General features: G+C 47.9%; 5 protein-coding genes. All 5 read right to left on the bottom strand.

From position 1 onward, the window contains the following. Positions 1 to 122 precede the first annotated feature (122 nt). From EAE93_RS03695 to EAE93_RS03675, 5 genes are read right to left on the bottom strand one after another with little or no spacing between them, the layout of a single operon-like run. Positions 123 to 3,056, bottom strand: coding sequence for a salicylate synthase (locus tag EAE93_RS03695; protein ID WP_214039098.1), 2,934 nt, complete (start codon positions 3,054 to 3,056; stop codon positions 123 to 125). Continuing rightward, a complete protein-coding gene (locus EAE93_RS03690; RefSeq protein WP_040152500.1) occupies positions 3,056 to 3,853 on the bottom strand; it encodes a thioesterase II family protein in 798 nt (265 codons plus the stop codon). Before EAE93_RS03690 ends, EAE93_RS03695 begins: the two co-directional genes overlap by 1 nt. Further along, a complete protein-coding gene (locus tag EAE93_RS03685; protein WP_214039097.1) occupies positions 3,853 to 4,950 on the bottom strand; it encodes a Gfo/Idh/MocA family oxidoreductase in 1,098 nt (365 codons plus the stop codon). Before EAE93_RS03685 ends, EAE93_RS03690 begins: the two co-directional genes overlap by 1 nt. After that, positions 4,947 to 16,661 (bottom strand): non-ribosomal peptide synthetase/type I polyketide synthase, encoded by an 11,715-nt coding sequence (locus EAE93_RS03680; protein WP_214039096.1) that lies wholly within the window; start codon positions 16,659 to 16,661, stop codon positions 4,947 to 4,949. Before EAE93_RS03680 ends, EAE93_RS03685 begins: the two co-directional genes overlap by 4 nt. Continuing rightward, entirely contained in the window at positions 16,661 to 22,780 is a 6,120-nt protein-coding gene (locus tag EAE93_RS03675; protein WP_214039095.1) for a non-ribosomal peptide synthetase, read from the bottom strand. Before EAE93_RS03675 ends, EAE93_RS03680 begins: the two co-directional genes overlap by 1 nt. Between the last annotated feature and the right edge of the window lie 27 nt (positions 22,781 to 22,807).

The following is a 22,807-nucleotide window of genomic DNA, read 5'->3' as shown; positions in this document are numbered from 1 at the left end:
AGACCGCTGACAAACCTCGTTGAAAATAACGAGGCTTGTTCCTTAGAAACCTGAATTCTAGAGAAAACCAGAAACAATTCTGGTTTTCCCGGGGTTGGGAAGAAAAAGTGTTATGACTTCATTTACTCTTTTTTGCCAGAGTAACGGCGAACGTATTTCATAATGCAGTCAAGTTTTTCGCAGGTTTCCTGCCATTCTCTTTCTGGTTTGGAATCTCTGACCAATCCTGCGCCAGCTTGGAGCCAACTGCGTCCTTGATGCTGATAGAGAGAACGCAATACCAGCGCCGCGTCCAGTTTACCTGAGCTATCTAATAACATGACACAACCGCTATAAAGTCGGCGTGGTTCACCTTCGTAACGTGAAATTGCTTGTAAAGAAGGTTTTTTGGGTATCCCCGAAGCGGTTACCGCCGGGAATAGGGCGATAAATGCATCCCAACGATTTTTGTCTGTTTGCAGTAATCCTTTTACCCGTGATGCCAAATGTTGTACCGAACCCCGTTTACGAATCGCCATAAACTCTGATACACAAAGTGTGTCAGCCTGACAAATCGACGCCAACTCTTCTAATGCCAATTTGGCCGAAACAGCATGCTCGGAGATCTCTTTCGGGTCAGAAAGCAAATCTGCTCTCAACCGTTGATCCTGATCTTTATCATGTGTCAAGGCTCTGGTTCCAGCCAATGGTTGTGTACTGACCCAACCTGTACCATCTGCTTCAACCACGGTTTCCGGGCTGAAACCATAAACAGAGAAATCTTCATCCCGTAAGAAGAAGGAGCGGGCAGGCGTGTTAGCCTGACGGCCTAACCAGTAACTGTGTGGCATATCAATGTCTGAACCAAGTTCAACCCGACGTGACAGGATCACTTTTTGGTAATGACCCACGGCAATATCCTTAACCGCATTGGCGACGTTATCCTGATAATGTTTCGCCGCGTCTGGCTTATTAATGATTTCCATATCTTCTGTACATGAGAAAACCGGTGTGCCTAATTGATCAGCCTGGCGAACTTTCTCACTCAATATGGCGAGTTGACCTTCTTCGAGCGTTCGTATCAGAACCTGTCCTTGAGTTATGCGTAATTCATGCTGTGGAATAGTGATTTTTATTAACGCTTCGTTTTGTTGTTCTAATGGCAGCCCATACGTCATATGGGAGAATTCAAATAAAGTTCTTCCGTAAGCCCGCCAATCCTGAATGGGGAGAGCATTAAGCGCCTGTTCAAGTTTCTGGCTCAATGTGCTGATATCGTATGGATGACGATTACCTTGTGAATCAATCAGTTGTCCTGATGCATCCGCACTGATGGTCGCTGCGCAGCCTATCCCCAACGACCATTCACCTTTCACTTCATAGAGCATATAAGGTTGTGCCTCATTGTCTGAAAGCAAATGCGTAATCAAATCTAACGGAGTACTGGTAATAACAACCGTTTGTTCATGATATTGCCGCATTGGACAGCCATGTTCCGCTTGTGCCATCTGCACCAAGCGACGTTTGTCAATTTTTCCTACTGTCGTTAACGGCCAATAGGCGACAAACAACCATTGGTCAGGAATTTTATGACGCTGAACCCCTCTCTGCTGTAGAAATGCCTCTATCTGCGCCGGTTCCGGCTGATTGCCGTTGTTAGGTAAACAGGCACAGATTCGTTCACCCAACAGCTCATCGGGCACAGAAATGACAACGGCATCATCAATGTCAGGGTGTTGCAGCAACAAGGTTTCAACTTCCTGGGTCGAAATTTTCTCACCACTGCGGTTAACCTGTTCTTTAATTCGGCCCTCAACGATCAGATTGCCATCTGAGGTCATACGAACCAGATCGCCGGTACGATAGAACCCATCGGTGGTGAAAGCCACGGTATTATGCTGCTCTGCACGGTAATATCCCGTAATGGTGTAAGGACCTCGTGTAATAAGCTCTCCTACCTCACCGGGTGCTACAGATTGCAAATTGGCATCAACAATTTTGATCTCATCTTCTTCTGATAACGGCCGCCCTTGGGTATTAATGATGACCTCATAGGAATCATCTAATCGGGTATAACAGAGTAATCCTTCCGCTGTACCAAACACCTGCTGCAAAGGCCCAAGGCGTGCTATTACCTGTTCCGCTAGTTCTGGCGTCAACCTGCCGCCTCCCACTTGCAAACAGCGTAGGGATGAAAGATCGCTTTGTTCCCAGTCGCGGGCCTGTTCCCAAAGCCGTGCCAGAGCCGGTACTAATGCCAGATGGGTCACTTTGTGTTGTTCAATTAGCGGCATAGCTTCATCACAACTGGCGGTATCGCTCAGAAGGACACTTCCGCCTTGGGAAAGGGTACCTAAAATACCGGGGCTGCCTAACGTGAAGTTATGTGCGACAGGCAGTACAGCCAAATAAACACTTTCCGTATTTACAGCACACAGACGGGCTGAGAGCACAAAATCATAGGTATAGGCGTCGTGAGTACGGGGAATTAATTTCGGTGTACCGGTCGTTCCCCCTGAAAGCAATAAAACAGCAATATCACCATAGCTTGGACCAGGAATATTTACCGGTTCATCATCAATGGATGCCAATGCGGTAAATTCTTCCGCTTCTCCGTCAACAATAATCTGTTTCAAATCGGGACAAGATGCTGCAATTTCTCGTGCCATTTCCCGGTAGTCAAAATCATGGATGCAATCGGGAATAATGTAAGCAACCGGGCGGGCAATCTGGCAAAGGGCATGAACGTCATGTGTCCGCTGTGTCGGCATTAATAACACCGGGTGAGCGCCTAACCTAAACAGGGCAAAACAGGTAACGACAAAAGAGATACGGTTAGGCAGTTGTACCATAACGTTATCCCCACGACGGACCCCACGACGAAATAGTCCGCTGGATAATCTCTCTGCGGATTGGTGCAATTCACGGTAAGTTAGTTGTTGTTCTTGATAGATCAGCGCTGTTTTATCGCCCCAAATACCAGCCCACCCGGCAAGTTGTTGGTCTAGCGTTTTGCCATTCCAAAGATAGTCTGGCGTCAAAGTAAGTGTTTTCCCTGGAATAGAAAAAGGTGCCATTATGCAAACTCCTGTACATATTGTATAAATTGTGTAATGTGACGAATAAAACTTTCAGGTTCTTGAGTAATATAAAAATGGTCGCCTACAACCTCCTTGTAGCGATATGAAAGATGTTGCTCTCCGTCTGCAAGCCATTGCCGCCACTGTTGAACTTCTATCGCAGAAGCCTCTTTGTCTTCACTGCCATAAAGCAGCAACGTTGGTGTTTGCAGTTTTACAGCGTCAGTCTGAATGGGCCGGTAATAACGTTCGGTAGCAAGAAAATCAGCCCGTAGCATCGGTAAGAACAGCTCAAGCAAGCCGGGATCTTCTCGCAAAATCGGGCTACAACCGCCGATATCAATCAATTGTTCAAGAAACTCATGATCAGGCAACCCGCTCAGTTGGCGGCGAGATCGAAGATGAGGCGCATGGCACCCCGAAAGTACCAGCGCCTTGAGTGAACAATTTTGTTGCTCAAGGCGTTGGCAAGTTTCAAAAGCAACTTGTGCTCCCATACTGTGACCGACAAGTATCAGGTTCTCTCTCTGTGCGGGGGTGAATGACGCCATCAAGTCAGAAAGTGATTGCGCCAATGGTGCAATACTGGCAGCAGCCTTTTCCGCCATGCGGCTGTCACGTCCGGGGTAAATCACCAGTGAAACCGCTATATCTAAATTTTTCAGTGTGGACCAGTGGCGGAATGCACTGGTACTGCCCCCGGCAAAGGGGCAGATTAACAGCGTGTATTTGGGTTCGCCGTGAGTCGTCAGACACGGACGAATCATCGGATGTGTAGGGAGTGCCCACGTCATCAACATTCTTCCTCAGTTAACATCAATTTTGCTGGCTCAATCCAAACAGGGGACGGTAAATCCTGAGTAATAGGCTCTCCCATAATGCGCAAAATTTGTTGCCATAAACCAGCTAACCGCAGTTGGTAATCGTAAGCAAAAGCCGGTGGGCAGGGGGCGCCGTTCAATACAGAACTCAAGGTATTGAGTAGTAATGCCACGCCTTTAGCGCCATCACATTCAAATGCCGTCATCCAGTTTTTGGTTGCCGGACAAAGAATTTGTGATGTTGTTTGGTGCAAATAGTTACCATCCGGCTGACTGGCATTCAGGTAGAGGCTTTGTTCACTATTCAGATGATCAGGGGCGTGAAGGACGGGTGTCCAAATGACCGGCCCGTAACTAGCTTCCTGTGTCAGATAACCGACAGGCCAGATTAGCGTCATTTTATGCATCACCAGATTGTGCATATCGGGATCTCTCGGGTCCAAGTAGGACTGTACGTTTAACGTTACGGTTGTCTCTGCAAAGCTAAGTTCGAAGCAATGAAATGCACTGCTTCGCTGACCAACATAGACTATCTCCATCTGTTCCGGACAGTGACATGCCTGTAACAACAGATCGAGCGCGGAAAATAGCAATTGGCGACTGGTTGTCAAATAACCACTTACCGGACGCTGCTGTGATAAATGACTAATTTGCCGCGCCGCATGTAACCAACTTCTTCCAGCATGGCATTGGCTATAAAAGCTATTTACCCAAAACACTGCATTATGTTTTTTGGCGGTTAATTGATGTCTTTTGATGGCCTCAGCATCAAGGGGATGTTCCTGAATGACAGAAATTCCACGAGCCAAAAGTGCTTGAGTGAGCTGATCGCCTTTGCCGCCAATCACCTCTGCCCGTATTACCACACAGGCAATATCAATATCATCTGGTAGCTCATCCAATGAGCGGAATAGCGGCACATTAAAATCACGAGCAAGTTGCTGTGAGCGGACACTGCCCTGAGCCAAAATGCCAGCCAGTTCCAGACCAGATTGAGGTTGTAAGAATGCATTAAGATATAATTCGCCAAATTTCGAACCGACAATCAGAACCCGCCGTGGCTTTATCATATGTTCTCCTTAACAAAATTAGTGGTTGGTGCTGAATTCAAGATATCTTTCAGACAAGTAGCTAGTGAGCCAACATGTTCGTGTTGGAACAAGGTGTAATGATCGCCCGCAAGTTGTGTCACATTGACCGGACCAAAAACCTGCCAACCCAGATCGCTTGAGGCGATGGTGGTTGGATCGAGATAATCCATAAAATCAGGTAGTGCCTGTGCTGCCCGAATAAGCCAGAAAGGCTGTGAAGTCTGCGGTGGACAGTAGTCAAGCAATGCATTCAAGTTATAGCGCCATACGTCATAAAGTGCGGTCAGCGAGCTATCAATCTGTGCAGATTGTGGCAAGGCATCGTGCAATGCATTAAGGAAAGTTTCCGTATCAGCAGCGATAACATGATCATCCAGAGTCAGACTTGGGAATTGTCCCTGCAAATCGAGCAGGAAATGACGATGACAAAATGTTTCATCCAGCGTCAGATCAGTGCGGACATTTGGCGCAAAGCTGTCAATTAGGATGCATTGAGAAACACGTTCACCCATCGCTCGCAATTGATGAGCCATTTCATAGGCCACTAATCCACCAAAAGACCATCCTGCCAAAGCATAAGGACCTTGCGGCTGGAAAGCACGAATTTGACTGATATAGTCAGCCGCCAACGCTGCCACGGAAGGGGTGTCTGTATTTAAATTATCCGGGGGAAACGCCAGCCCAATCAGGCGTTGGTCGCCGAAATTGGCCGCCATATGGCGATACCCCAACAGATGTCCACCAATAGGATGCACAATAAATAGTGCCGGTTGCTCAACACTTCCCTTGTTCAATATCACTCCTTGGCAAGAGCTTTCTGGCTGATATTCAATAAATTCGGCCAAAGAGTGTACGGTATCGTAAGTTTGTAGCAGGCTGAGTGGGTATTGACGGTTAAACGTCTGATTAATTTTCACCATTAACCGCACCGCCGCCAGAGAATCACCGCCTAGCGTAAAGAAACTCTCATGCACACTGATAGCTTGTTGCTCCAATACCGCTTGCCAAAGGTCCAACACAGCCTGTGCTGTCACACTGAGAGCAACGGATGATGTTGGGTTGACTTCCTGTATTTCTTCAACCAAGGCTGCTAATGCGCGTCTGTCAATTTTACCGTTGTCAGATACGGGTAAGGTATCGAGAATGATAAAGCGCTGTGGACACATCCAGGCAGGCAAGGTCTGCTGCAACCAATGAGGCAGAACCGGTAAAAGTTCTGTAGATAGCGGTGCTTCATCAGATAAACGCACACCCGCGACGAGTTGCAATGCGCCGGTTGACGTAGTATGTGCAAACGCTAACGCTTGTTGTATATCCGGGTGCTCACATAAGCGGTGTTCAATCTCGCCTAACTCAATCCGGTAGCCACGAACTTTAATTTGGTGATCGTTGCGCCCCAAGAATTCAATATTACCGTCTGGCCGCCAGCGCCCTAAGTCACCGGTGCGGTACAACCGTTCACCGGTTTGAGGATGAGTAATAAAGGCTTGGGCAGTTTTTTCTAAATCAGCCCAGTAGCCTAGTGCTAACCCTTGTCCACCAATATAGAGTTCCCCCGTTACCCAGACCGGGCAGGGTGAAAGCGTTGCATTGAGCACATAGAAGGTCTGATTAGCCAGTGGTTTTCCATATGGGATGCTGCGCCAGTTTGGATCAACCTGAGCAATAGGATAGGCAATAGACCAGATTGATGCTTCGGTTGCACCGCCCAAACTGAGAAGATTCAACGCAGGGTGAAGGGCAGATAATCTTTCCGGCAAATTAGTTGGTATCCAATCACCACTCATCAATACCCAACGCAAGCTATTCAGGGAATGTGGATAATCTCTGGCGTACTCCTCAAGCAGTTGCACAAATGCTGGAACAGAGTTCCAAATTGTGACGGATTCTTGCTGTAACCACGTCAATAATTTGTCGGGTTGTCGGCTGTCACCGGGAGAAGGAATAACCAGTTTGGCCCCACAACTTAAAGTACCGAACAGATCATAAACTGAAAGATCGAATGTCAATTCTGAGATTGCCAGCACGCTATCGTGTTCATTGAGGGCAATACGTTGGTTAATATCAAGGATGGTATTAACGGCTCCCTGGTGATCTATCATCACGCCTTTCGGTTTGCCAGTAGAGCCTGATGTGAAGATCACATAAGCCAAATCCTCAGGACAGGTAGACAAGCGCTGCTCGCCGGTATTTTTCGGCAAGCGGTTAAGTAATGTTTCATCCAGCGCGATAACCTGTACACCATCAGGCCAACTCATCTGTTGAGCAAACTTAGGTTGAGTTAATACAGTATCAACTTCTCCTGATGCTAATAACTGATGAATGCGCTGTTGCGGGTAGCTGGCATCAATAGGCAGATAAGCCCGTCCCGCCAATAAAATCGCTATAACCGCGACAACCTGTTCCCAACCCTTTTCCATCACCACGCCAATCAGAGACGAATGCTGATTTTCTTGCGCTAGTAAATGGTCAGCCAATGCCAGACTTTGTGACCACAAAGTACGGTAATCGATTTGACGGTAAGCATCGACTACCGCGGTACGTTGTGGGTAGCGGTTTACCGCCTGTTCAATCAACGAACACAGCGTATGTGGCGGAAAAACATTCTTTGTCGCATTACTGTTTTGGCACAAAATCCGATCATTTGCCGGGAGCCACTCTGGCAGTGGGGCGCTCCATTGGTAATCGGCTTCAAGCAGGGCGGCAACGCTAGCCTGATAATGAGCAAACATATTTTCTGCAACTTGTGGCTGGAATAGTTGCGGCAAGATTGCCCACTGAATGATAACGCCGCCATCTGAGCTGGAAATCAGCATACAGTCGAGATAAACATGCGGTGTTTGCGCGCCAAAAAGATTCAGCGTTCCCAACCCTGATGGCCCTTGGCCCGCAGTACCGGTTGTATCGTTGAACACGATCGGCATACCGGCGTTCAGATTGTGACGGTGCTGATTTTTCTCTCTGAGTACTAATTGACCATCAAATAGAGCATGTTGCAGATCAGCTAACCACTGTTTCTGTATCCGACTTACCGAGTCACTGAATCCTGTGCTGTTGCGTAAATCCACTTCCAACAATGACGTGGTAGACAAATTCCCCACCAACGTATCGCAATGTTGTGGCATAAGCAGCCGGTTGCCATGCAGAACATTGATGGTGAAATGCTCGCTGTTGCTCCATACCGCCAGAACATGGGTGAATAACGTCAACATAACCTGTGATGGGGACACTCGGTATTCTGCTGCGCGTTGTTGCAAACGCTGCCATTGTTGCGGATTGATACATCCCGTCAGACATTGTTGATTAAGCTGTTGTGACTGATGATCTTTTAACGGCAACTCCGGTGCATCAGGCAGATAAGGTAAACGATTAAGCCAATATTGTCTGCTTTGTTGCCAGGCTTCCCCTGTTTTCTCATCATCCAGTGCTTGAATATAGTCACTAATAGTCGCGGCCGGTGGTTCTGGCTGCCAATTGGGTTCCTGATACCCGCATTGCAAATCACTTAGAATTAACGTCAGACTTTTGCCATCAGCGACTAACAGATCGATAGTCAAATGCAATAGATGTGTCCGGTCATCAATATGATACAGCGTCAAATCAAACAGCGGCCAATTATCGCTAGGAACACCTTTAGTGCGCAGGGTATCGCGGGCATCAGCGAGTTTTGTTTCGTATTGAGCTGGTATCATGTCACGGCAGTCGATTACCGTCGGGGTATAGCAGGGAACTTCCGACAGAATATGATATTGCCCATCCTTCACATAGCCACGTAATTGCGCATGATGGTTGACTACACGGTTCCAGGCAGTAGTGAAACGAGGCAGATCAAGATTCTTGATAGCCAGTTCTGCATAGAAATGAGCGATACCGTTACCAAACTGGAACAGTTGGCTTTCGCCCAACCAATAAGCATACTGCAACGCAGTCAGTGGCAGCGTCTGTTCCGATACTGGCTTAGTCTCAAGTGGAACAACCTGTGTAGCGGGTGTTGTTTCAACTGTTTCAATTGTCCGCAAAGTACGGCAAAACTCACTCAACTTAGGATGTTCAAAAAGCTGTTGCAGATTTGCTTGTTCGTAACCTTGACGACGCAATTGCACCACCATCCGGGTAGCAATTAAGCTGTCACCACCACTCTGGAAAAAGTCACTGTGGCGCTGTATTGGCTGAGGAAGCAGTGAACACCAAAGCGCAATTACCTGCTGTTCAATCTCATGGAATTGGTCATCCGCTGTTTCCGGTTGTACTGTTGCCGAAGTTGATGACTGTGCCGCGCTCTCTTTAGCGGTCACAATCAACGGCAATTGTTCTTGCTGTTGAACATGCAATGAGTAAGGCAAAGCGGAAAATTGTGCCACTACTTCACTGACATTAATCCGCGCTTGCCGTTCAGCACGCGCCAGAATCAGTTGTTGATGCAGTTCTGGTCCATCTTGTCCCGGCCATTCCAATGAAACCCGATAGCCGGATTTTTCCAGGCACTTACGCCAGTCCGCAAGCGCCATCAATGCACTGTCGCCGCGATCATCACTCCAGGAATTAATACCTTCAATAAATCCAACACTAGCGAGTTGCATAGCGCTTTCATGTTTCGTTGATTCAATAATCAGCAACCATCCACCGGTTTTCAGTAATCGTGACAGACGCTGTAGGGTGTTTTGCAGATGGATTGCATCATGCAACACGTTAACCGCCATAATCAGGTCGTAACCGGATTCTGGATGCAGGCTAAAATCAATACGCTGATTAATATCGAACAGAGCAAATTTTACGGTTTCGCCATAATGATTGAGCAACTGACGTGCATCATCCAAGAATAGCGGCGAAACATCGGTAAAGTGGTAGCTTTCAATCGATTGTGCATTATGCTCAAGTACCTTCGCTGAGGTTGCACCGGTTCCTGCGCCAACTTCCAGCATGGTGAAATGTTCAGATACCCGACTCAATTGCCGGATAATTTCAGCGGCAGTTTGGTTCAGGCACCGTAACGCTGGATTCTCGCTATAGAGGCTGGCAGTGGTCTGTTTATCGGCAAACAGCAGTTCCAAAGCATTACCTCGCCCGGCAAGCAGGGCGTCATGTTGTTCGATACATGTCGCGACATAACGGCTAATAGTTTGACACCACACTGCGTCGTCCAGCTTTACCGTAGGAGAAGGAACATGATTCAGCGGTTGCAAACAGCGGTATCCACCAGCGGTTTTTTCAATAAATCCCTGGTTGTTTAATAACGTCAACCATTGGGTAAGAAGACGCTGATACTGTGGCGCAAGTTGTAAACGTTGTTCAATCTCTTCACGAGAGTGATATTGCTGAGGAGAAGTGAACAGGTTATGGCGCAGTAACGTCTGGCCCAAGCCGAGTAATGCTTGCTGTTCAATGTATTGCCAAGAGCGTTCAAACGCCTGTTGTTCGGTTAACTCAGGCAGAGGTAACAGATCGGTGTTTATCGCCTGTGGCTCTGATAACTGTAATGGCAGATTATTTTCCGCCACCAGCCATACATTATAACCTTGCGTATCGTCCTGACGTGGTTGAATTTCTGCCAGTCGGATTTCAGGTTTAGCACGCAGATATTGCTCGGCCTGACGCAATTCAGGTTGTTGCGGCCAGAAATCATAACGTGCATGGCCAGAAGGTGGTGTATGAAGATCATAATGTTCTATACAGTCAGATTGTCGGCAAATTTGCACTAATAGCGCGTTATAAGCGGCAAACAGTGCCTCAATAACCCCCGGCGCCAATACATCATCCATGCAGTACCAGTTAAATAGTAGATCACCATCCACTTCCATAACCTGATGATCCAGCCAGACTTGCGGGGTTTGACTCAGCACAAAGACCGGATCGCCTAGTAACTGGGTGATGGATTGTTTGATAGCGACGCCTTCTTGCGCCATCCCTAACATGCTGGTGAAAACCACCGGCGTCAGCGGTTGTCTGTTATGGGCTTCACCATTTTGTTGGCGGCCAAGTTCTCGCAATACTTCAACACCATTGACATAGTTATGGCTCAGTCGTTGCCATAACAAAGCTTGGGTTTTCTCCATGCTGGCACGCAGGGAAGTTGTCTTGCGTAAGTCAAAATCCATCAACATAACGGAGGTAAAATCACCAATCAGATCTTGAACCTCTGGATGGAAAGGTTGCCGGTTAAAGAATGTCAGATTGAGGGTAAACAACGGATGGCGGCTGTACCATTCCAAAGTATGAGCAAACAGCGTCAACAGACCGGCAGAAGGAGTCACTCCCCATTGTTGCCAGCACTGTTTGAGCATTTGCCAATCAGATTGTGCTAATCGACCTTCATAAGTCGTGAATTGTGGCTGACTACGCTGAGGTAGTTGTGGATTCAACGGCAATCTTGGCGCCGGAGGCAACGAAGGTAATTGTTCCTGCCAGTATGACCATGATGTCAGCCACTCTTTACTTGCCCGTTGAGCTTGTTCCGCCATCACATAGTCACGGAAAGTAAATGCTTGTGGAGCCAATGGTTGCTGGTGATAAGCGCGTTGCAAATCGTCCATCATGATTCGGAAGCTTTGTACGTCAAACTGCAACAGATCCAGATTCATATGTAAGCGACAGCGTGCATTCGGTAGCAGAGAAACAGAAACTTCAAACAACGGCCACTGTTCTGCTGGCGGCACCTGATAAGAAAGTGTATGGCGACGCTGAACCAATGCCTGTTCACAAGCTGTTTCATCCAGCATACGCAAATCATCTTGCGATAAAACATACCAAGGCGTTTCAGGCAAAATTCTTTGCTGTCCATCTTCATCCACTATCATGCGCAACATGCCATGACGCTGGATCAAAGCATTCCATGCCTTCTCAAAACGCGGAATATCAAAACGATCCAGTGTCAGATCCCACTCAAATAAGACGTGACACGCAACACCGCCAAAATCAATAGCCTGAGTACGACCAATCCAGTAAGCATGCTGAATAGGGGTCAGAGGGAATGGAGCATGACGTTGGGCGTTGTCAATAATGATCTCAGGCTGATAACAGGCTACTGGTTGTTCAGGTAACGCGTCGCCAATAAGCCGATTAAGCCCCTCTAAAGTCATATTCTGATAAGCCAACTCGGCAGTTAGTCTGAAACCAAATTGCTGGTGGATCACCGCATTTAGCTCTAGGAACAGCAGGGAATCCAAACCAAATTGCAGTAAGTCTTGTTGCGGTTCCAAACGTTCAGGCTGTTCCAACCGTAACAACGCAGCGATACGTTGACGCAACCAATAGAGCCGTTCTTCTTCATCCTGATACCGCGTGTTATCGACAACGTGCGAAGAAGTCAGCGTTGTAGTTGTAATGTCAGCCTGTAAACGACGCAGAATATCGGGATGATGCTCATCCAACCGTATCGCCAGATAACAAGGAGATGCACTGCGCAGAGATTGATTAAAATGCCAGATACCTTCATTGACGCTGAACGGCAACATGCCATCTTGTGCCAGTTTTTCTACTAATCGCCGGTCGCGGGCCATACCAACGCCACCCCAAACACCCCAGACCAGTACTTTTACCATCAACGAATCCGGTGCCGTCAGAGCCAAAGATTCCAGGTAAGCATTGGCAACGGCATAAGCGCCTTGTCCTTGAGCGCCTAACATTGATGCGGCAGAAGAATGAAGCAACAGATAGTGCGCATTATGTTGCTTAAGGGCAGTTTGCAATGCCGATGCACTCAGCGCTTTTACTGATAACATCTGAGACAGACGTTGAGGTCCAAGTTCTGCCAACCGGGTGTGATCAGCGATACCCGCCGCATGAATTGCTCCGGCGATACCATCCTCTTGTGCCAGCTTCTGTACTGCGTTTAACATGGCTGACGTATCAGTAACATCAACTTTAATCCAGCGTATCTCACATTCAGTATTCAGTGATAACTCTTGAACAAAAGCGTCCCAATCCGCATGTTGACGACGGGCAAATACCGCAATTCTACGCGCGCCTTGGGCCAACAACCAAAGGATGGAAATCTGACCAACTCCGCCCATTCCCCCGGTCACGATATGCCAACCCTGATGGGGAATCGACATCGACTGTTGGGAAAGCAGTAAGGATTGGCGCTGTAAAACCGGCACCGAGACTTGATTGCCGCGTACTCTCAGCCAACGGTTACGTTCACTCAAATAGCCAAGCGCTAATGACAAAGCATTAGCATCATTGATATCAGCAATATCAATCGCTTGAATACGACGATGGGGATATTCTTCAACTGCGACACGTAGCAATGCCCAGACAGCGTATTGAGCTGGGTTGATATTCTCTGGTGATAAGGTGGTTTCCGGTTGAGCGCAACAGGTGACAACGGTTAGTGATGTCGCTTCATCACGTTTTAATTCAGTAATAACTTGATCGCATAATTCAAGTACATCATTGCCGGTAAGCAGTAATAAGATGTTTCCGCTTTCTGGCTGTAAACGAATACCCGCCTGATGCCAATGATTAACAATCTCGTCATTCGTTGTTGAAGAACGGAGAGCATATGCCGTTGAAGATCTTGGGATATCTACGGTGTTTATTGTACGCCAATGTAGGGCATAGTGGGTATCAGGGCACGGTTGTGGCGCCGGAAGCCATGAGTTGGTCGCGGCTTGTGTTGCCACAAACTGGCGCGGCAAATCGCAACGAGCGCTCAACAGGGCAAACAGACGCTCACCGGCATAAATCAAAGCCGGGAAAGCAGTGAGTAAACTTGCCTCTAATAACCGGCGTTTGGCATATGGCAGGGGACGATCAGGACGATACATTTTACTCGTCGTTGGCCCAGAAATTTCCCGGTAATAACCTTGCTGAACGCAATAGGTTAATAATTGTTCCAACAAGGGACGCCAACAAGGTTGCAGTCGGCCAGCCCGAATCGTGTCAATGGCCCCGAAACCTTGTTCAGCATCACGCCCATGACATTGATATACCAATGCATCGGTATACAACACGCGTAGTGTTACAGCATCGGAGTTTTGCTCAATGGCAGGATCGAGAAGAGCATTCACATCAAGTCCAGCATTGATATTGATTGTGGGTTGCACAGATTTGGTAGCAGGGAAGTGGTAATGCTGTTCATCAAATGGATAGAGCGGAGCGTGGCATTTTTCCCCAGTGAGTGGGAAAAGATGCGGCCAATCAAGATGCACACCAGCACAGTAAAGTTGCATAAGCGCCGTTTGCTGAGCTGTCTCTGGAGAGCTTTGACGCTGTACGCCAGCAATCCAGGTTTCTTGTGGCAGACTGACACGCCGCCCGATGCCGGTTAATTGTGCATCAGCACCCATCTCCATAAATAATGCCACCCCTTGCTGGCGGGCAAATTCAACAGCCGGGTAATAGCGTACAGTCTGACGCATATGGTTACGCCAGTAGTCCGGTGAAGCCAATTGTTCAGCCGTTGCAATATTAGCTGTCAGGGTCGAAATCAGCGGAATTTCCCCCAATGCAGGTTGTAACTGGCTACAACGTAGAGAAAATGCCTCCAGTACGCCATCAAGCATGGCTGAATGTGCTGCACAAGCAACATTAAGACGCTGGCAACGAATCTGCTGTTGCTCCAGACGTTGCGCCAAAGTAGCAATTTCCGTCTCTGTACCGGCCCAAACCCAGTGTTGAGGGCCATTACAAGCCGCCAGATCTAATGCCAGTGAATGAACAAACGGAAGCACATCTTCTTCATTGGCAAAAACCGCCAACATCGCCCCCCCTTGGGAGCAACTTTGCATCAGTTTGCCTCGTACCGCTACTAACGGCATCACCTGTTCAGGTGTGAAAATCCCAGCAACAACGGCAGCGGCAAACTCGCCAACCGAGTGCCCCAGAACATAATCCGGCTTCAATCCAAAAGCCAGCCAATGTGCCGCCAGTGCAATTTGATGCGCCACAATTGCCGGTTGTGCGTATTCGGTAGTGGCTAATGCGGCATCATGTTCTCCGAACATGACTGCTTTTAATGGCAGTGCCAACTCTGATGCACAGGCTGCGCAGCAACGATCCAACATAGCGGAAAAAACAGGAGAACTGGCATACATGGCTTTCCCCATTCCAGACCATTGACAACCCTGACCACTAAATTGCCAAAGTTGCTTACCTTCGCTATTGACTTGGCCACTGAAAATATTTTGTGTTGGATTTTTGTTGGCAAAAGCGGATAAATTTTCAGCACCTTGTGGCGTTAGCGTCAACGCTAAACGCCAGGGTAATGAGAGATCACGCCCCTGTAACGCGGTCCAGGCCAGATCTGCATGATGCTCTGGTGCATCATTGAGGGCAGTCGCATAACGTTGTGCCAATTGACGTAATGAAGATTCAGAAACAGCAGAGAGCAATAAAGGCGAGGTCTGCGCATGATAGGTGCGATGACGACGTAATTCTTCCGGCAATGATTGCACTACAACATGACAGTTGGTACCGCCAATACCGAACGAAGAGACGCCTGCGGTTCGCAATGTTTGTGTCCAGTCCTGTCCTTGCGTTGCCAACCTGAACGGACTTTGTTCCAACCGTAACGCCGGGTTGGGTTGCTGAACATTGATCGTCGGTGGAATATAGCCATGCCAAACAGACAGGACTGCTTTAATTAGGCTGGCAATACCAGCAGCCGTATCAAGATGGCCCATATTGCTTTTCACTGAGCCAAGATAACAAGGCGGCACCGCTACACTACGGTCAGAAAATACGCTACGCAACGCGTCAACTTCTATCGGATCGCCAAGCGGTGTGCCTGTACCATGTGCCTCAATCATGCCAACATCATCAATGCTGACATCAGCCAGTTGGAGAGCTTCGGTAATAACGCTGCGCTGACCGTTAACCGAAGGGGCAGTAAAGCCAACTTTCTCATTGCCATCATTATTAATTGCACTGCCACGCAACACAGCCATGATGGGATCGCCATCGCGCAGCGCGTCACTCAAGCGTTTCAATGTGACCACGCCAACACCGTTGCCACCATAGGTACCATTTGCCTGACTATCAAAGGGGCGGCAATGTCCATCAGGCGAGAAGATCATTCCCGGCTGATACAAGTAACCACTTTCTTGAGGGAAAGAAACCGCCACACCACCAGCTAACGCCATATCACACTCACCGGCACGCAGGTTTTCACAAGCCATATGCACGGCAACCAGTGAACTTGAACATGCTGTTTGTACCGTCAGTGCCGGACCTTTCAGGTTTAATTTATAAGCGGTACGTGTCGCAAGATAATCTTTATCGTTGCTGATTAACGCTTGAAGTCCTTTAACTTTGCCGACATCGGTCATGGAAAATTGTGACCATGAAGGCCAAGTACTGACCCGGCTACTACCAAAAACACCGGTTTTCAGAGGTACATGACGGGGCGCATAACCGGCATGTTCAAGGGCATGCCAGGCGGTCTGGAGAAAAAGACGCTGTTGAGGATCAAGCATCTCCGCTTCCTGACGTGAATAACCAAACAGAGAGGCGTCAAATTGTTCCGCCTTCTCTAATATCGCTGCCCGATTGACAAGATTTTCACTCTCAATGACTTCAGGAGGAATACCTGCATCTAATAATGTTTGACGGGCGAGTGGCACAGTACACTCAACTCCGTGTTGCAGGTTATACCAGAAAGCATCGCTATCTGGCGCCTGCGGAAAGCGGCAGGCAAGGCCAATCACTGCGATAGGATCGCAATTATCGTAGTGAGGCGTTAAATCAGTCATTATGCAGCTCCTTTATGACGTTTTTCCCGTTGTTGCAGACGCTTTTGTTGTTGACGCTGACGAGGAGTGATCGACAAGCGATTTCCATCGTGAGAATCCTTCCGGCAGCGTAAACTGAGCGTCTCTGGTGTTGGATAAGCAAATAAATCAGTCACGGCAAGATGATGAAAACCCGCATGTTGTAATCTGCTATGCAATTGAATGAGTTGTAGCGAGCTGGCTCCTGCCTCAAAAAAGTTTTGTTGTACGTTAATAGGATGATTTGTTATGGATAAAAATAGATGTTGAATTTCGCTGCATATTTGTGGGTCATATCCCTCTGAACGCAGTGATGGCGCAATAGCAACAGAACTATTGTCAACCATCACGGATTGTCGGCGCGGCATCAGTTGTTCCATTACTGCATGCCAACTTTCTGGCTGTGCTGCAAGGGTGCGTAATAGCGTCATGTAGCTATTGAACATGTTTTGCAACTGACACGGTTCAAATAATTCTTCAACAGCATCCCAATTCAGACAAAGTTCATTGTCAGATTCATAAACCTGATGATCCAACCAGATTTGTGGTGTTTGGGAAATACCCCAAACGGGTTTCATCCACGATGAATGCGACAGGAATTGCCCTTGATGTGTTCCTAATGCACTGGTGAAAACGACCGGCATAATGGCGGCATCAGGGCCGCGGCTCTGCGCCAGTTCACGCATCACTCTGATTGCTGAAATGTGACGATGATCCAAATCTTGCCAGAGCTGTTGTTGCAATCCACGGGCGCTTGATAACCAATTTTTCTCCGGGCGCCATGCCAGTAATGACAGCGAAGTGAAATCACCCAGAATGTGATTAATATCTTCATGCCAATGCGGACGATCGAAAAGGGTAAGGTTGAGCGTTAGCTCCGGTTTAGTACTGAACGCAGACAAGACCGCTGCATAAGCCGCAATTAATAACGCGGAAGGAGTTATCTGATAAGGAGCAGCATGTTGTTTTAACTGACTCCATTCATGTGCAGACAATCGATCGCTATAGCGCACAAAACGGGGGGATTGAACACTTTCTGGGGCAATACGCAGAGGCAATTGTGGCGCCAGTGGTAATGTTTTCACTTGCTCCTGCCAATATTGCAGCGAACTCTGATGTGTTGGCGCCTGTTGCTGACGTAGTACACAATCCCGGAATGTCACTTTCAATGGTAGCAATTCGTGTTGTTCGTCAAGATAGAGCTGTTCTAATTCAGCCAGCAATATCTGCATGCTCAACCCGTCTAATAGCAGATTATCCAGACTGACAAATAGCCGGGAGACCATCCCATCGTCTTGCGCAAGTTGGAAATCGAACACCGGCCAGTTACCGGCATCTAATACCTGATGTGAAAGCTGTTCACGTAATGTATCTGCCTGCGTAATGTCGGTAAATTGATGCTGTTTGACAGAAAACTGCGGAACATTTTTTAATACCTGTTGCTGACCATTGACAACCACGGTTCTGAGCATTGGATGACGCTGGATCAGACGATTTAACACCCGATTTAAACGTTGAACATCTAACTGTTCTATCCGGTATTCAATAAAGAAATGTGCCCCAACACCACTTAAAGCGAAACCCGGATGGCGTCCGACCAAATAAGCCTGTTGAACTTCCGTGAGTGGGAAAGGCTGGTATTCATTTTGCTCTTTCGGCAGAGCGCACTCTGGTGATGAAATTTCAGCCAAAGGAACCAATGTAGCCGCAAACGTAGCCAATTGTGGGTTACGGAAAAGATGGCCCAGTTCACCCTTGAAGCCTTGTTGTGTCAGTTCACCAACCAAACGTGTAGCCAGAAGACTGTCTCCACCAAGTTGGAAAAAGTCACTGTCACGACCCAGTTGCTCTGTATTGAGCAAACATTGCCAAATGCCAGCAACGGTTTGTTCCACCGCATTCAACAAAGCCATTTCATTCTGGCGTGGTGCGGTCTCGGTTTTTGTCGCGGACTGTAGTTCTTGCGACAACGCTTTACGATCAATTTTGCCGTTAGGTGTCAGCGGCAGGCGAGGAATGATATGCAAACGCTGTGGGATCATATATCCCGGCAGATGTTGTGCCAGCACCGATTTAATCTTTTCACGATCGGGAATGGTGACACTGTAACTTGATTGCATCAATAACACACTAAGGTTGCCGATGGTAATTGGCGTTTCGGCCTGTAATGGCAATAAAGATAACCACTGTGACGCAGAGCGTAATTGAATACCTTGAGGTGAAAGCAACTCAGTCGTAATCAGGGAGAGAGACGATGCTTGTCGCAACTCCATTGCCAATATCAACGCGCCAGGTTGAGCAAGCGGTAGCAATTCCTTGACGCAACGTGCGGGATCTTCTTCCCGATGTAGTACGTTATTTAGCAGAATAATATCAGCCTGATGTTGCAGCGACTCAGGAACTTGTTCAGGCCAACTTTGTTTAGACCAACCTTGTACTTTAGACCAACATTGTACTGATGCATGAGCATAACCGCTCAACCGTGTTTGCGCCTGATTGACCAGTGCCTGAGAACGTTCAAAGCCGAGATAACAGAGGTGCTGATCAGTAATATGCTCCGCCAACCACTGCGCACAGAGACCGCTACGAGCATCAAACTCCATCAAAGTCACGGGGCGTTGTAATCGCAGAGAAAGGGCAGTGATTACCTGTTGCAATCCGACCAACCATTGCCGGGTTTCTGGCAACACAAACAACTGTTGTTCCGGTGCGAATTGTGGATCATCAAGCAATGTTACCGCTGACTGTTGCCCGGTAAGAATACTACGTAGCATAGAATGCCAGCGTTCAGGGATATCTGCTTCATTATTAATAGAGGATAATAATCCGGCCTGATATACATGCGGTGTAGATTCAGTCAGTACTTTACATTGGCAAAGATATGCCAACATACGGCCAAACCAATCATGGTATTCCGGTTGGGGCTGATAGCGCTGCAAGCAATCTGTCAGTGATAATGGTGAAGTAAAGGTAATACCGTGACGAGAGAGATGTTCCAGCAGAAACATTGCAACTTGAGGTTCACTGCTATCCGCAGTTATTGCATGCACCGCGGGGAACAGATCACGGTAGCCAGCGGGTAACTGCGGCGCACGATTTACCCGTTGGCATAAAGAATCGCCTTCCAATTCAAGGAACGCCACCAGCGATTTCTCTTTTTCGCCACTAGCGAGCGCCACTCCTTTGCTGATTCCGGTTACCTGATTAAGGGCAGCATCAATTTCTCCCAACTCAATGCGATAACCACCAATTTTTACCTGACTATCACGACGTCCCAGAAATTCAAGCCAGCCTTCAGGATGGTAACAACCCAGATCACCGGTGCGGTACCAACGTTCCCCTTGATCGACAACAAATTGCGCAGAAGTGCGTTCTTCATCATTAAAGTAGCCTAATGCAACACCTGCGCCACCAATCCAAAGCTCACCGACAACCCAATCAGGGCAATCACGGCCATCTGCACCTACCACACGATAACGCTGGTTAGCCAAGGGATAGCCATACGGAATAGAGCGCCACTGTGCTGCAACTTCTCTGACGATATATTCGTTTGACCAAATAGCCGCTTCTGTAGCACCGCCCATTGCACTCAACACACCATCAGGATTGAATGCCCGGTAACGTTCAGGCAGTGATAAACCAATCCAGTCCCCGGACAACATCACGGTACGAAGTACTTTCGGTGCATCCACTTCCATCCCTTCACAATAGGTCAGTAACATGTCGAACAGTGCCGGTACGCTGTTCCATATCGTTACGTTGTAACGAGAGATCAACATTTCCCAGGTTGATGGATCACGACGCTGTGCTTCATTAATTAATACCAACGCGCCTCCCGCCGTGAGAATACCGAAAATGTCATAAACGGAGAGGTCGAAATGTAGGGCGGAGAGTGCCAATAATCGGTCGCTACTTTGAACCTGATGGCGGCGATTAATATCCAGACAGGTATTGAGTGCGCTTTGGTGGCTGATAACCACCCCTTTTGGCATACCGGTTGAGCCAGAGGTATAGATAATATAAGCCGGATCAGTCACCGCACGCTTAGCCATATTTGCCAAAGGCGGCCATCGCTCATCCTGATGCCAGGAAACACAGTGTACATCTTGTGACCATTCATTATGCTGTTGCTCAGGAGCAATGATAACGACACGAATTCCAGCACTTTCGCAAATAGCACGACGTCGGTTTACTGGCTGATCAACCGGGACCGGTACATAAACGCCGCCGACATAAAGTATCGCCAATACCGCGACAATTTGTCCGACGCCTTTTTCCATGCTAATGGCAACCCGATCTCCCGGTATAACCGACATTTTTTGCAACACGGCAGCCAACCGGCGAGCGGCCAAACTCAATTCACCATAACTAATTTCCTTATTATTAGTCACCAAAGCAACAATATTAGGTGTACGTTCTGCCTGTAAGAACACACCTTCATGCAGCAGGGCGTTCGGCAAAGGTTCAGTTGTGTCATTGATCTGATGCCGAAGCTGGTATTGCGATTCAGGCATCAGATCCGGTAATTCTTCACTCCACTGGGTGGCGTTTTCCGTTAGGTTCTCAATGAATCCCTGATAGGCGGTAAACAAGGTATCCATTAACCCATCCGGGAAGAGTTCGTCGTTACTATCCCACTGAATATTCAGTGTATTTTCATGTTCAAATGCAACGAAATCCAACCATACCTGAGGAGTTTGTGATATTCCCCAACTTGGTTTTCCCAGAACATCACGGGTATTTTCGCCATATAAAGGTCGGCCTAAATTGCTGGTAAACACAATTGGCGCACCATGTGGATGGCTGCCGCGTTTTTTAAGTTCACGTAAAACTTCTACACCAGACCAATGGCGGTGTTCGTAGGCTTCGGCAAATGTTGCCTGCGCGTCTTGAGCCAGTTGGCAGAATGGCAAATTATCAGCGGGAATATCTAACAGCAGAATATTAGTAAAGTCGGCCAGCAGGCTATCAACCGCGGCGTGCAATGGCGCTCTATCAAACAACGTCAGGTTAAACAACAGACGGGGGGCATGATTCCAGCGACATAATAAACCGGCAAATGCGGTCGCCAACGCCATCGTTGGCGTAACACCATTTTGTTGAGCAAGTTGTTTAAAACGTTGCCAATGTTCAGGAGCCAAACGGAAACATCTGCGCTGAATGCGAACATTTTTTATTAGCGAAGGTTCCTTAGCCAGCGGAAGCTGCGGGGCGGGGGGAAGGGTATCTAACCGGTTACGCCAGAATACCTCTGCTTCTTGTCGAGCCTGCGCAAATTGCGCCTGATATTGCGCCAAGTAGCTGCAAAAATCGTAGTCAGAAGGGATAGCCGGCAGGTTACGTTTGACAATTAATGCCGCCAGTTCAGTAAAGAACAGGCTAAAACTGGCGGCATCCATGATCAGCAAATCAATGTTAGCGTGCAACCGATGCTGATTCTCACCAAACAGACTGAGTTGAATATCGAACGTTTCCCCTTGTTCAACCTGTAATACGCGATGGCTTAGTTGTTCACGTATATTGTTCAGCGCTTGTTGCTGTTCGTCCGCTGTCAAGTTTCGCAGATCATGGACTGTTAATTTTTTCCAATAAGCGTCGGTCATACCTTGCTGGCGACCATCTGGCAAAAACCGTACTCGTAACATTGGATGCCGCTGAATCAACTCATGAATTGCCGCTTCCAGTCGTTCAGGTTCCAGCCCGATACCGTCAAATTCTTGATATAAGTGGCAACCTACTCCTCCCAACGTCTGTTCCGGCGATCGCCCAACAAAATAAGCATGTTGTACTGCGGTCAGTGGGAACGGACGCGCATCTGCAATCAGTGGTTGCGCCGCATCAGGCTTAGGTGCTGTGTGAGTAACAGGCGCATGACGTTGCAGAAGTTGGCTCCAGGCATACAGTGTGGGTTTTTGATAAAGTTCACGAAGAGTGACGCGATATCCCTGACGTCTCAACTGGTTTAACAATGCCATCATTTGCATTGAGTCCAGTCCTTTGCGAATTAAATCATCGTTATCATCCACCAGTGTATTTTTTTGAGTAAACAGGCCAGATATGATCTGACGCAGTGAATCTGGAGAGACAAGATCCGTGTGCATGAAGATATCCTATAAATAATGACGGTT

It is taken from the genome of Photorhabdus akhurstii (genome assembly GCF_018448925.1).
Taxonomy (GTDB): domain Bacteria; phylum Pseudomonadota; class Gammaproteobacteria; order Enterobacterales; family Enterobacteriaceae; genus Photorhabdus; species Photorhabdus akhurstii.
This window is presented reverse-complemented; position numbering and strand designations above follow the sequence as displayed.